This window comes from Pedobacter alpinus, assembly GCF_042684645.1.
Taxonomy (GTDB): domain Bacteria; phylum Bacteroidota; class Bacteroidia; order Sphingobacteriales; family Sphingobacteriaceae; genus Pseudopedobacter; species Pseudopedobacter alpinus.
The window spans coordinates 17,887-31,663 of sequence record NZ_JBHULV010000046.1 but is presented as its reverse complement, the minus strand read 5'-3'; the positions used below and the strand labels follow the sequence as shown (position 1 = coordinate 31,663).

General features: G+C 32.5%; 13 protein-coding genes and 1 riboswitch. Of the genes, 4 read left to right on the top strand and 9 right to left on the bottom strand.

The features are described 5' to 3' along the window. Positions 1-9 precede the first annotated feature (9 nt). Positions 10-348, bottom strand: coding sequence for a DUF4783 domain-containing protein (locus ACFSSE_RS13160; protein WP_379100975.1), 339 nt, complete (start codon positions 346-348; stop codon positions 10-12). A gap of 155 nt (positions 349-503) precedes the next feature. On the opposite strand from ACFSSE_RS13160, the gene gpmI reads away from it, so the two are divergent. The 3 genes from gpmI (at position 504) to ACFSSE_RS13145 (ending at position 3,222) form a co-directional block, all read left to right on the top strand. Next, positions 504-2,024 (top strand): 2,3-bisphosphoglycerate-independent phosphoglycerate mutase, encoded by a 1,521-nt coding sequence (gene gpmI, locus ACFSSE_RS13155; RefSeq protein ID WP_379040419.1) that lies wholly within the window; start codon positions 504-506, stop codon positions 2,022-2,024. Continuing rightward, positions 2,024-2,548, top strand: a complete 525-nt coding sequence (locus tag ACFSSE_RS13150) for a hypothetical protein (RefSeq protein ID WP_379040420.1) — start codon at positions 2,024-2,026, stop codon at positions 2,546-2,548. Before gpmI ends, ACFSSE_RS13150 begins: the two co-directional genes overlap by 1 nt. 65 nt (positions 2,549-2,613) lie before the next feature. Further along, positions 2,614-3,222, top strand: coding sequence for a TIGR04282 family arsenosugar biosynthesis glycosyltransferase (locus ACFSSE_RS13145; RefSeq protein ID WP_379040421.1), 609 nt, complete (start codon positions 2,614-2,616; stop codon positions 3,220-3,222). Here the strand turns inward: ACFSSE_RS13145 and ACFSSE_RS13140 are convergent. The 7 genes from ACFSSE_RS13140 to ACFSSE_RS13110 form a co-directional block, all read right to left on the bottom strand. Further along, positions 3,219-3,692 carry a GAF domain-containing protein gene (locus ACFSSE_RS13140; protein ID WP_379040422.1) on the bottom strand — a complete coding sequence of 158 codons (474 nt, stop codon included), beginning with the start codon at positions 3,690-3,692 and terminating at the stop codon, positions 3,219-3,221. The genes ACFSSE_RS13145 and ACFSSE_RS13140 overlap by 4 nt on opposite strands. 84 nt (positions 3,693-3,776) lie before the next feature. Beyond that, positions 3,777-4,553 carry a hypothetical protein gene (locus ACFSSE_RS13135; protein WP_379040423.1) on the bottom strand — a complete coding sequence of 259 codons (777 nt, stop codon included), beginning with the start codon at positions 4,551-4,553 and terminating at the stop codon, positions 3,777-3,779. A 113-nt stretch (positions 4,554-4,666) separates the two neighbouring features. Next, positions 4,667-5,029: a methionine-R-sulfoxide reductase gene (locus ACFSSE_RS13130; protein WP_379040424.1), complete on the bottom strand. Its 363-nt coding sequence runs from the start codon at positions 5,027-5,029 to the stop codon at positions 4,667-4,669. A gap of 40 nt (positions 5,030-5,069) precedes the next feature. Next, positions 5,070-5,300, bottom strand: a complete 231-nt coding sequence (locus tag ACFSSE_RS13125; RefSeq protein WP_379040425.1) for a cysteine-rich CWC family protein — start codon at positions 5,298-5,300, stop codon at positions 5,070-5,072. A gap of 96 nt (positions 5,301-5,396) precedes the next feature. Further along, positions 5,397-7,760 carry a ribonucleoside-diphosphate reductase subunit alpha gene (locus ACFSSE_RS13120; protein WP_379040426.1) on the bottom strand — a complete coding sequence of 788 codons (2,364 nt, stop codon included), beginning with the start codon at positions 7,758-7,760 and terminating at the stop codon, positions 5,397-5,399. Between the two features lie 164 nt (positions 7,761-7,924). Next, positions 7,925-8,893 (bottom strand): ribonucleoside-diphosphate reductase small subunit, encoded by a 969-nt coding sequence (locus tag ACFSSE_RS13115; protein ID WP_379040427.1) that lies wholly within the window; start codon positions 8,891-8,893, stop codon positions 7,925-7,927. A 104-nt stretch (positions 8,894-8,997) separates the two neighbouring features. After that, positions 8,998-9,218: riboswitch (cobalamin riboswitch) on the bottom strand. Between the two features lie 99 nt (positions 9,219-9,317). Further along, positions 9,318-9,671 carry a septal ring lytic transglycosylase RlpA family protein gene (locus ACFSSE_RS13110; RefSeq protein ID WP_379040428.1) on the bottom strand — a complete coding sequence of 118 codons (354 nt, stop codon included), beginning with the start codon at positions 9,669-9,671 and terminating at the stop codon, positions 9,318-9,320. Between the two features lie 250 nt (positions 9,672-9,921). Here ACFSSE_RS13110 and ACFSSE_RS13105 point away from each other — a divergent pair, with 250 nt between their 5' ends. Next, positions 9,922-10,239 carry a hypothetical protein gene (locus ACFSSE_RS13105; protein ID WP_379040429.1) on the top strand — a complete coding sequence of 106 codons (318 nt, stop codon included), beginning with the start codon at positions 9,922-9,924 and terminating at the stop codon, positions 10,237-10,239. 112 nt (positions 10,240-10,351) lie between these two features. On the opposite strand, the gene ACFSSE_RS13100 is transcribed toward ACFSSE_RS13105, so the two are convergent. Then, entirely contained in the window at positions 10,352-13,732 is a 3,381-nt protein-coding gene (locus tag ACFSSE_RS13100) for an efflux RND transporter permease subunit (RefSeq protein WP_379040430.1), read from the bottom strand. Positions 13,733-13,777 lie beyond the last annotated feature (45 nt).

Here is a 13,777-nt window from a genome sequence, read left to right as displayed (position 1 = left end):
ATGATTGTATTAACCTTTATTTTCTTCAATTCTAATTTGAGACAGTATAAAATTGTCTGAATTGTTTTTAAACTCAAAGCTAATTCTGAAATTTCCTTTACTTGTAGTGTATAAAATAACACCAAATTTAAAATTAGGATTAGATGTTACCTTATGAATAATTTTTGTACTTAAAGATGGATGCTTAGCAAAAAAATCTTTTAAAATGAGTGTGGCCTGACTAGATGAGTATATATCTTCTTTTTCTAAGATTGATAACTCTACAGTAGTAGAGAAATATTTTGCAACTTGTTTAGCATCACCGTTTTTAAAGGTAGTTGCAACATCGTCTATGACATCACTAGCCATAGTGCATTTCATTATAAATATCAAAATTAACGTAATTGTATATTTCATTGTTACAAACTTATAAATTTATTGCCCATAAATTATGCCATAATTAATTAAAAATTAATAACCACTGGTTACGATGTCTTCTTAAGTAGTTTTTTTATATTTGCTTTGTGAAAGATAAAAAAGTTGCACTTCTTATCCTAGATGGCTGGGGATATGGAAATAATGACTCTTCAAACGCCATCATAGCTGCAAATACCCCATTTTTTGATAAATGTGTTGCAGAATATCCAAATTCTAGATTAGAAGCTTCTGGTGAAGCGGTTGGTTTGCCAGCCGGGCAAATGGGAAACTCAGAAGTTGGGCACATGAATTTAGGTGCTGGCCGTGTAGTTTACCAAGAATTAGGGCGTATAAATAAAGCTGTAAAAGATAGCGACTTTAAAACTAACCCTGTTTTAGCTCAAGCTTTTGAATATGCCAAATACAATAATAAAAAAGTACATTTTATAGGTTTACTTTCTGATGGTGGAGTACATTCTCATACTTTACACCTTAAAGGTTTGTGCGACGCTGCAAATTTTTACGGTTTAAAAAATGTTTTTATTCATGCGTTTACAGACGGACGAGATACAGACCCTAATGCAGGTTTTGATTATTTAACTAATTTAAATGATTACTTACAAAACTCTACCGCACAAGTTGCCAGTGTTATTGGAAGGTATTTTGCCATGGATAGAGATAACCGATGGGAACGTGTTAAATTGGCTTATGAGTTAATGGTAAATGGTGTTGGCGAAAAAGTAACTGATTTAACTACTGCGATTAATCAATCTTATATAGATGGTGTAACTGATGAGTTTATAAAACCTTTAGTTAAAACAGACATATTAGGAAACCCAGTTGGGAATATTGAAGAAGGTGATGTGGTAATTTGCTTCAATTTTAGAACTGATAGAGGGCGAGAAATAACAGTTGCACTTACTCAAAAAGAGTTTCCGGAATTGGCAATGAAGCCTTTAAATCTTCATTATGTTACCATGACTACTTACGACGAAACTTTTAATAATGTTAAGGTAGTTTTTACCAAAGATGATTTAGTGAAGACTTTAGGGGAAGTTTTAGAGGATAAGCACAAAAATCAGATTAGAATTGCCGAAACAGAGAAATATCCTCACGTTACATTTTTCTTTTCTGGCGGACGCGAAAAAGAATTTGTGAACGAGAAGCGTATCATGATTCCTTCGCCAAAAGTGGCTACCTATGATTTGCAGCCAGAGATGAGTGCAAACGAAATAAAACAAGCAATTATACCAGAACTTGAAAATGGTTGGGCAGATTTTATTTGTTTAAATTTCGCAAACCCTGATATGGTTGGGCACACCGGTGTTTTTGAAGCTGTAGTTAAAGCTGTAGAAACCGTTGATGCTTGTGCGCAAGCTGTTGTAGAAGCTGGTTTAAAAAATGGTTATTCCTTTATAATTATTGCCGACCATGGTAATGCAGATTATATGATAAACGCTGATGGATCTGTAAATACTGCACATACCACTAATTTAGTGCCTTGTATTTTAATTGACGATGATTATAAAACAATCAAAAACGGTAAACTAGGAGATATTGCTCCAACTATACTTAGGTTATTAAATCTTGAAATCCCTGCTGAAATGACTGGCGAAGTTTTAATTTAATGATTAAATTTTTTTATTTATTCATCATTGTAATATTGTTTTCGGGTTGTAATTCATGTAATGAACCTACAACTCGGAAACAAATTTATTATTTCGATTTACAGGCATACTTTGGCGAACAAGCTGTACTATTAAAAAATAAAAGCATTGTTAAAACAGTAGCTAAAAATAAAGTTGCCGAGAAACAGAATTTGATTATCAGTAATTGGGAACAAGAGTTTTCTTTATTCACAGAATCAGACATTAATAAAGCCGCTTGGAAAGATAGTTACACTAAAGACTCTACAGCAAATAAAATTAAATATACCGCTAAGGAAGTTGACTTAAGGGTTAGAAGTATTGAGATTAATTTACAAAACTTAAAGCCATCCAAAATAACAATAGTTAACCAAGGTGATAATTATCTTTATCATACAACAGATACTCTTACCTACATTCCCGATTCTTTATATCAGATTAAGAAGCACCAGAAAGTTATTTTATTAGGATTAAACAATTACGTAATAACTGGATTAATTAAATAATCTCTGCTTTTATTTTCTGCGTATTTATCAAAAAAGAATGACCAATTTATACAAACAAATTTATAATGAGTAAAGAAGCTGTAATTATTTTTTTGAAATATCCTGAATTAGGAAGATCTAAAACCAGATTAGCAGCTAGCGTTGGAAACGAAAAAGCACTTAAAGTATATATTGAACTTTTAAATCATACTAACCTGATTACTAAAAATTTAAAATCAGACAAGTATTTGTTTTATGACAAGGTGTCAGAAAATAAAATAGCTTGGGGAGAACCTATTTACCAGACTGCTTATCAAAAAGAAAGCGATTTGGGTGGCAGAATGCAGGATGCTTTTGAACAGCTTTTTAAAAAAGGATACGAACGAATTTTAATTATAGGTTCTGATTGTTATGAGCTAAATCAAGAAATTATTGAACAAGCCTTTCAACTTTTAAAAAGCACCGAAGTTGTAATTGGCCCTGCAAAAGATGGCGGTTATTATATGCTTGGCTTAACTAAAATGGTGCAAGAATTATTTACAGATGTAGCTTGGAGCACAGATGAAGTTTATACAACTACTACAAGGGTTTTAGAAAATCTAAATATTACTTACGCTACAACACCAACTTTATCTGATATTGACATTATTGATGATTTACCAAAAGATTTATTAAAGTTAGTTGAGGAAAATTAAATCCTCAACAAACTTAAAATAGTAGTTAACCCTATTTCGTCATCTTTATCAAAATGGTTTAAATGTTCACTATCAACATCTAAAACACCTATTACTTTATCATTTTTAAAAATAGGAAGCACAATTTCTGATTTAGAAAGGCTACTGCAAGCAATGTGACCCGGAAAAGCATCAACATCTGCAACAATTAAAGTTTGAGCTTGTTGCCAAGCTGCACCACAAACACCTTTGCCCAACTTTATGCGGGTACAAGCTACTGGTCCTTGAAAAGGAGCTAGTACCAATTCATCTTCTTTAATCATATAAAACCCAACCCAAAACCAATTAAATTGCTCTTTAAGTGCAGCACATACATTTGCCATATTAGCAATTAAATCAGTCTCTCCTTCAACAAGTGCTTTAATTTGAGGAATAAGACCATTATACTGATCTGTTTTACTTCCCTTTAAAATATTTAAATCTTCTGCCATTTGCCAAATTTACAAGAAGATATTTGATTAGATTAATAAAATTAGTGGCTGTAAAAATTTTTACATAATTAAGATTTACAGTTTTTAAAAGCACATCCCAAAAGAAATATCTAACCTCGACGAATTATCTTTATTAATTCCTTTATCAATTAATTTATTGATTCTAAAACCTCCAAAAAATTTATAAGTGGTATTCAAATCTGCACCAATACTCATAAAAGAAGGTTTTTTATAATCCGGATCTACAGAATCATTCTTCACTTTTACTACAGAAATATCGTAGTTGATATACCCATCTAACCATAATTTCTTATTAATAACGTAAGAAGCCATTATTGCTGGACCAACCGCAAAATAGTATCCATTAGGGTCATAATCCTTTTTACCGTTTCCTTTATCATACCTTGAACCATAAATATAATCTCCCATAGTAATACCGGGGCTAATAATTAATTTACCGCTTGTGTAAGCATTAAGATAAACTTGATACCAGCCTAAAAAACCTCCTCCATGAGCATGGTCGTCATATACTTCTTTTGTTGAAGTACCATTTTTAATATCTTTAGAAAGGTTAACAATTGAGTAAAATAAATCGCCTAACGTTGGGTTTTCATATCGAGTTCTTAAACCCCATTTTTTAGAATTATCTTCTCTTATGGCTACATTAATGGTAAAACCACTATAATTTGGCGTGTATTTACTATTAGCAGATGTATAGCGAACAAAAACTTTCAGCCAATCTTCCTCGAAAGCATTTTTGCCATTTTTCCTTTTTAAATCATCAAAAGATTGTGCAGATAAATTTGCAGAACCTAATAATAAAAAGAGAAATAAAAATTGTTTTAGTATTGGTTTTAGCATGATATTGTAATTTAGGTTTAAATTTTAAGCCTAAATTACAATTGCTATTTTCGGAAATAATGTGTGTAAATTGGTATTTTTAACTACGTAATATTACGTATTCCTTAAATTAATTAGGCTTTAGGAATAAACTTCATACTTAAAGAGTTTACGCAATGCCTGGTGTTTTTCGCAGTTAATCTTTCGCCTTCAAAAACATGCCCCAAATGCCCGCCACAATTTGCGCAAACTATTTCTACTCTCCTGCCGTCTGCATCTGGTAAACGTTTTACAGCGCCAGCAATTTCATCATCAAAACTTGGCCATCCACAATGAGATTCAAATTTACTTTCTGATGTATATAAGGGTGTATTGCATTGCCTGCAAATATATGTTCCAGCTTCTTTGGTACTCGTGTATTCTCCTACAAAAGGTCTTTCAGTTCCTTTATTAATAATTACGAATTCTTCCTCGGGTGTTAATTTATTGTATTCCATTTTATTTCTTTTTAACAATTTAAGCATTAAAATTACGATTTTAAGGCTTTAACATCTTTTGATATTCCTGTTGCAATTCTATCAAACAATTAGCACACATACAACCATCATAATTTTCAGAAATATATTGTACCTCGTTTAAGTTAAGCTTAACTGTACTACATTGGCATTGTGTATAGTTATTTGCTTTACATTCAACTTTTATACCACAGCGTTCACATGCTATAATTTCATGTTTGGTATAAAGCATGGTTAAACTGATTAAAGGCATTTGAAATCTAATTTTTACTATTACTCAAATATAAAAAAGGTTAAATCTTAAACAGTCCAAAAATTATGATGAAATTTCGGACTGTTTAAGATGGAATTATGCACTACAAGACAAACAACCTTCTTCCATACTACAGCTTTCACCTTCTGCTATATCTACTGTAGTTTGCATCACCGGGTCAATTTCTTTAACCGCCTGACTTTGTACACTAAATTTAACAGCTTGTGAGGCAGCTTGAGTACGCAAATAATACATTCCTGTTTTTAAACCTTTTTTCCAAGCGTAAAAATGCATTGATGTAAGTTTGGATGCTGTTGGTGCGTTAATAAATAAATTTAAGGATTGAGACTGACAAATAAATGCTCCTCTATCCGCAGCCATATCTATAATGGTACGCATTTTAATTTCCCAAACGGTTTTATAAAGTTCTTTTATAGGAGCTGGAATACTATCTATATTTTGGACAGATCCATTTGCCAAAATGATTTGCTCTTTCATTTTATTATCCCACAAACCTAATTCTACTAAATCTTTTAATAGATGTTTGTTTACAACTACAAATTCTCCACTTAACACTCTACGAGAATAAATATTTGAAGTATAAGGTTCAAAACACTCGTTATTACCTAAAATTTGTGAGGTTGAAGCCGTTGGCATGGGTGCTAAAAGTAAAGAATTACGTACACCTGTTTCAACTACTTGCTTACGGAGTTTTTCCCAATCCCATCTATTACTTGTTGGTTTTACGTTCCATAAATCAAACTGAAATTTCCCTTCTGATAAAGGCGAACCTTTAAAAGTTTCATAAGCACCTTCTTTAATGGCTAAATCTGCTGATGATTGCATTGCTGCAAAATAAAGCGTTTCAAAAATATCAATATTTAATTTAGCTGCTGCTTCGCTTTCAAAAGGCATTTTCAACAGCATAAAGGCATCCGCCAAGCCTTGTACCCCTAAACCAATTGGGCGGTGACGGAAGTTTGAATACCTTGCTTCTTCTACTGGGTAGTAATTATTATCTATTATTCTATTAAGATTGATAGTAATTTGATAAGCAACTTCATATAATTTTTGATGATTAAATTCGCCATTTTCTATATAAGCTGGTAAAGAAACCGAAGCTAAATTACAAACTGCAACTTCTTCTGGAGAGGTATATTCTAAAATTTCTGTACAAAGATTAGAGCTTTTTATGGTTCCTAAGTTTTGTTGATTTGATTTAGCATTTGCAGCGTCTTTATACAATAAATATGGAGTACCTGTTTCTATTTGAGCATCTAAAATGGCAAACCATAACTCTTGCGCTTTAATTGTTTTACGAGCTTTACCTTCTGCTTCATATCTGGTATAAAGTTTTTCAAACTCAGCTCCATGGCAATCTGCTAATCCTGGAGATTCGTGTGGGCAAAATAAACTCCAATTGCCATCATCTTCTACCCTTTTCATAAATAAATCTGAAATCCAAAGCGCATAAAATAAATCGCGGGCTCTGTTTTCTTCTTTTCCATGATTCTTTTTTAAATCTAAGAAATCAAAAATATCTGCATGCCAAGGTTCTAAATAAATGGCAAAAGCACCTTTCCTTTTTCCACCGCCTTGGTCAACGTAACGGGCGGTATCATTAAAAACTTTTAACATAGGCACAATACCATTACTTGTACCGTTAGTACCACTGATGTATGAACCTGTTGCTCTTACATTATGAATACTTAAACCAATGCCGCCCGCACTTTGCGAAATTTTTGCGGTTTGAGTTAAAGTGCTATAAATACCCTCAATGCTATCGTCTTTCATGGCTACTAAAAAACAGCTAGACATTTGTGGCTTTGGTGTTGAAGCATTAAAAAGCGTAGGCGTGGCATGTATAAACCACTTTTCGCTCATTAAACTGTATGTTTTTATAACACTTTCTAAATCGTTTTTATGAATACCAACAGCTACACGCATAAATAAATGTTGTGGACGCTCGGCTATTCTTCCATTAATTTTTAATAAATATGAACGCTCTAAGGTTTTAAACCCGAAATAATCAAAACTAAAATCTCTGTCGTAAATAATGGTGCTGTCTAATAAATCGGCGTTGTCGCTAATAATTTGCATTACATCATCAGCAATTAATGCAGCATTTTTCCCTGTTTTAGCATCAATGTAACCATGCAAATTTCTCATGGTTTCTGAGAATGATTTTGTCGTATTTTTATGCAGATTGGATACTGCTATACGCGAAGCCAACAAAGCATAATCTGGATGACGAGTAGTTAATGAAGCTGCTGTTTCTGCCGCTAGACTATCCAATTCAGAGGTAGTTACACCATCATAAATACCATCAATTACTTTCTTTGCAACCTCGGCAGCATCTATAAAGTCTTGATGTAAACTATAGCTCAATTTCTCTATTCGAGAAGTTATTTTATCAAATTTTACGGTTTCTTTTCTACCGTCTCTTTTTATTACGTACATTTTTTAGTTGGTTAGGTGGTCAGGTTGTTAGTTGGTCAGGTGGTCAGGTTGTTAGTGGTTAGTTTGTTAGGTTGTAAGTTGTTGTCAGGTTATTAGTGAAAAATTTAGTGATTTGTTATGCGTTAGAATGTTCTAACAAACTAACCATCTAACAAACTATTCAACTAGAAATCCTCTTCTAAAGAAAAAGCCTGACTTCCTGCTTCGCCTAAAACACCACTTTTTTGGTAATCTCCTACCCTTTTTTCAAAGAAATTTGTTTTTCCTTGTAAGGATATCATTTCCATAAAGTCGAAAGGATTTGTGGCGTTGTAAATTACAGGATAACCTAATTCTGTAACCCATCTATCAGCAACAAATTCAATATATTGTTGCATTAAACGGGCGTTCATCCCTATTAAATCTACTGGTAAAGCATCGGTTACAAACTCTTTCTCAATTTCTACAGCTTCGGTAATAATATCATAAATTTCTTGCTTCGTCATTTTATTGGCAAGCATTCCATAAAGCAAACATGCAAATTCGCAGTGCAAACCTTCGTCTCTTGATATTAGCTCATTACTAAAAGTTAAACCTGGCATTAAACCTCTTTTCTTTAACCAAAATATTGAGCAAAAGCTTCCACTAAAGAAAATTCCTTCAACTGCTGCAAAAGCCACTAATCTTTGGGCAAAAGTTCCGTTTTCGATCCATTTAAGCGCCCATTCTGCTTTTTTAGTAACACAAGGAACCGTGTCAATAGCATGTAATAAATGTTGTTTCTCTTTTGGATTTTTAATGTAAGAGTCGATTAGTAGCGCATAAGTTTCTGAATGGATGTTTTCCATCATGATTTGGAAGCCATAAAAACACCTAGCTTCTGGTACTTGTACCTCTCGCATAAAGTTGATGGCCAAATTTTCATTTACTATACCATCACTTGCAGCAAAAAAAGCTAATATGTGACTAATAAAATGACGCTCTCCGTCTGTTAAATTATCCCAGTCTTTCTGGTCGGCAGATAAATCGATTTCTTCGGCCGTCCAGAAACTTGCCTCGTGGCGTTTGTACATTTCCCAAATTGCGGGATAATTAATAGGTAAAATTACAAAGCGATCTTTGTTTTCTTTGAGTAATACTTCTTCCTGTTGCATGTTTAAAGCTTAAAAATTTAACAAACAGGAATTGACAAAAGATAAAAACACTGTTGAAAAACAGTATTTTCATGTGCTTTTATCAAAACCTTTTACGTGAAAGTTTTGAAAAAACTTATTTGGCAGGTCTCCTGGCTTGTCTGTTTGCAAAACGTCTTCCCATTTTTTTAATGTGAAATAGTGACTACATGTTTTACAAATTTTTGGTTTCAACTAGAACATTGAAAAAACAGATTTACAGTTGCATCGTCAGCCCATGATTTTAACATGGTTCCCTTTTAATTTTGACTTAAAAAGCCCGAAACCTAAATAAGCATTTAAATAACTGAACAAAAATAAGCTTAAAAAACGATGCCTGCTTAAACAAGTTATAAACAGGCATTAGGTTTATTAACAAACATGCTTTTAAGGCACAAATAATAGTTTATGGAATGTCATAAGTTATTTTACAAGGCGCTATACCTTTACCATACAATCCTATTTCTTTAGCTGCAATGGCAGAAACATCAATAATTAAACCTTTTCCATAAGGTCCTCTGTCATTAATAAATACAATCACAGACTTTCCGTTATTAAGGTTTGTAACTTTTACTTGTGTACCAAAAGGTAAGGTTTTATGTGCTGCTGTATATTTTTTAGCATCATAAACAGCGCCACTTGTTGTTTTACGCCCTTCAAATTTTTTAGCATAATAGGTTACTTTCCCAATCTTAGAAACGCTATCTGCTGGAGCGTTAAAACTAGAAAGATAAAACAATGTGATTGCTAATAACTTCATTTAAAAATAATTAAGATTTTAAATATGCAAAAAATTGTCGAGGTTGATGCAATTTTTATGTTAAAAAATTTGAAATCTGTTCATATTTAACTCATAAAATGTATTTATATTTTATAATAAATTATACCATAAAAATTGGTTAATGTAAAATAACTTAAGCAAACTGATGATATTTTAAACCTAATGTAAAATAAGAACCCAATTTTAAGCTACATAAATTTGAAATGTAAAATTGTATATTTGCCGCATTATGGGTTACGCAAAAGAAAGAGGAAAGCTTGAAAAGCTATCAACAAAAGTTAGTGGTTTAACAAATTACGATGATAAAAGTCTGACTATTATTACTGATATTTTTGAGCAATATTCTCATTCTATTAGGATATTGAAAAATAAAAACCCAGAATCTTTTAACGAATTATATTTGAGTGATTTGGAAGAGGTAAAGCTTGCTAAACGTTCTTTAAAATTAAGTGAGGAAGCAGATAGAGAAGAGCTTTTTGTAAAGTATAAAGATGCATTGCTTAATGTATTAAAGAACGCTATAAAAGCAACTAATAAAGCTGTTTAATTAACTGATTATTTTATTTAATCATTGCGTATTGATAAAATAATTAAAAATAATAAACGAGGCTCTTTTCAAAATTGAAAAGGGCCTCGTTTGTTTATGCTAATACTTAAGGCTATTTAACGTCTTCAACTTCAACAACTTTCTTATTTCTACTAAAATAATCTTTCATTTTAGCTCTAATTAAGTACATAGATGGTACTAAAATTAAAGTAAGGAAAGTTGCAAAACTTAACCCAAAAATCATAGTCCAAGATAATGGACCCCAAAAAGCTACGTTATCGCCACCGAAGTAAAGATGTGGATTTCCGGTAGATAATAATGCGGCAAAATCTAAGTTTAAGCCAACTGCTAAAGGCACCAAACCTAACATTGTTGCTGTGGCAGTTAATAAAACAGGGGTCATACGAGTTCGTCCGGCTTCTAAAATTGCATCATAAGCATTCATGCCTTGTTCCATCATTAAATCAGCAAACTCTACCAATAAAATACCGTTACGCACTACAATACCCGCTAAAGCAACAATACCTATTCCCATCATTACAACAGACATTTCCATTTGGAAAATAGTAATTCCTAAAAGCACTCCAATAATACTAAATACAATTTCGCTTAAAATAATTAATGGTTTACCTATAGAGTTAAACTGAATTACCAGAATAATTAATATTAAAAAGAAAGAAACTCCTAAAGCTAAACCTAAAAAGGCTGATGTTTCATCTTGTTCTTCTTGAGCACCGCCCATTTTAATAGTAACACCAGTAGGTTCTTTAAAATCTTTTATAGCGCTCTCTATGTTTTTATTTACTTCTCCTGGATTAAAATCTGCTAAAACGTTTGAAGATAATATCACTATTCTTTTGCCTTGTTTACGTTTAATACCTCCGTAAGTATTTACATATTCAATATCTGCAAAAGCAGAAATAGGAACCTGGCGTATTGCACCGCCCATTGCCATATCTCTAAAAGTCATTTGCATGTTTCTTAAAGCATCTAAGCTATTTCTTTGTTCTTCAATGGCTCTTACGTTAATTTCGTAATCTTCGTCTAAATCTCTAAACTTAGAAGCTTCCATACCAAACAATGCCGATCTTAAGTTATAAACCACATCTCTAGTTAAAACTCCTTGACGATTAGCTCTTTCTCTATCGATATCGAAAATAACCTCTGGCTTATTATTTTGAAAATCAGACTTTAACTCTTCAATACCACCAATTCCTTTAGATACCAAATAGCTTTTTAACCTTTCAGATGTTTTCACTAATGAATCTAAATCGTCTCCAGTTATTTCCAAACTAATAGGTTTTGCTGTTGGTGGGCCTGATTGTTCTTGTGTTACCGAAATTTCTGCTCCAGGAATACCTTGTATTGCATTTCGGATAGCTGTCAAATACTCGGTAGAAGATTTTCCTTCACGGTCGCCAAATTCTTTAAAAGCAACTGTCACTTTACTTTTATTCGGATAATTACCTTGATCTTCGTCTTGAGGGTCTGTAACACCAACTGTAACGTTTGAGATAATTGAAGATACATTGTGACTACCCAAACTGTCAACAACCGCAGTTACTCTTTTCTCAATTTTTTTAGTGATTTCGTTGGTGTATTCCTGATCTGTACCTACTGGTAAAGAAGTATAAACATATACAAAGTTAGGATCTGATGTTGGGAAAAACACAAACTTTGGTGGAATAATACCTGTTAATACAATAGAAAAAATAAGCAAAGCTAATGTGCTCCCTAAAATAGTGTATGGACGATGCAAAGCCCAATTTAAAAAGCGAACATATTTTGTTTGAAACTTTGGCCAAGAGTTATTTTGAAAATTCCTAATTACATTTTCTAAAACAAAATGTTGTAACAGATAAAATAAAGCGAGAATGACTACAAAATTACCAAACCCGAAGTTGATGATGTAAGCTATAACAGCGGCTATACCCAAATACATTAAGGTTTTCTTTACTTTTTTATCAAATTTTGGTTTGTACTCTTCTTCAGGATCATGAGATTCCATAAAATCAACAGCAAAAACTGGATTAATAATATAGGCCACAACTAAAGAAGCTAAAAGCGTAATAATTAAAGTAATTGGTAAAAAGAACATAAACTTACCAATTACACCAGGCCAAAATGCCAAAGGAACAAAAGGCGCAAGTGTGGTCATAGTACCAGAGAAAACAGGTAAAAACACTTCCCCAGCAGCCATTTTAGCTGCTTGTTTAATGGTTACTTTTCCGTTCTGAAAAATACGATGCGTGTTTTCTATCACCACAATGGCATCATCTACTACAATTCCTAAAGCTAGTAGGAAAGAGAAAAGTACAATCATATTCATAGTAAAACCAATAGTTGGCATCACTAAAAAAGCCACACACATTGATAATGGAACTGACAATGCCACAAAAATAGCATTGGTAATTCCCATAAAAAACATCAGAATTAAGGTTACCAAAATAAAACCAATAACAATGGTATTAATTAAATCGTGTAACGTAACTCTGGTTTTATCAGACTGATCTCCAGTGGCAACAATTTCCAATCCTTTGGGGAATTGTTTTTCCTTCATTTCGGCAATAATTTCTCTAATTTTATCTGAAGCTTCAATTAAGTTTTCTCCAGAACGTTTCTTTACGTTTAAAGTAATTACGTTTTTACCGTACAATCTAGCATAAGATTCTTGCTCTTTAAAACCATCAACTACCTCGGCAATATCTCTTAAATAAACATAACCACCTACTGGTGTAGTAATGATGGTATTAGAAATTTCTTCTGCAGACTTGTATTCTTTCTTAATATTTAAGGTTCTTCTTACTCCATCAATTGGAACAGTACCGCCAGATGCAGAAATATTTTCTTTTCCAATTGCACTAGAAATATCATAAAAAGAGATTTTAGCCGCAGCCATTTTATTTAGGTCCACGTTAACTTGCATTTCGGGGTCTAAGGCACCAACAATATCAACACCAGATATTTCTGTTAAAGCCTCTATCCTATCCTGCAAATCATCTGCATAACCCTTAATGGTTTTTAAGTCGTAATCACCAGATATATTAAGGTACATAATTGGCAAATCAGACAGGTTGATATCCTGTACAACAGGATCGTCTGGTAAATCTGTAGGCAAATCTGTTTTAGATTTATCTACAGCATCTTTTATACGTTGTTTTGCTACAACAATATCTACATCAGTATTAAACTCTGCAGTAATGATAGAATAATCTTGGTAAGAATTAGAAGTTACTTTCTTTAATCCTTGGGTAGATCTGATTTGTTTTTCTAATTGTTTGGTTACCAAATTTTCCATATTGCCCGGCGATGTTCCAGGATATATAGTTGTTACGAAAATTTTTGGGATAGATATCTCAGGGAAATTTTCTTTTGGCAAACTTAAATAGGCAAAGTAACCTGCAATTAACAACATGGTTGTTAATACATAAATTGCCGTTCTATTTTCTACAGCCCAACTTGAGGGCTTAAATTCTTTTTCTAAATCTTTCATTTAGCTATATCTTTTAAAGATGTATTGCCGTTTATTAATTTTATT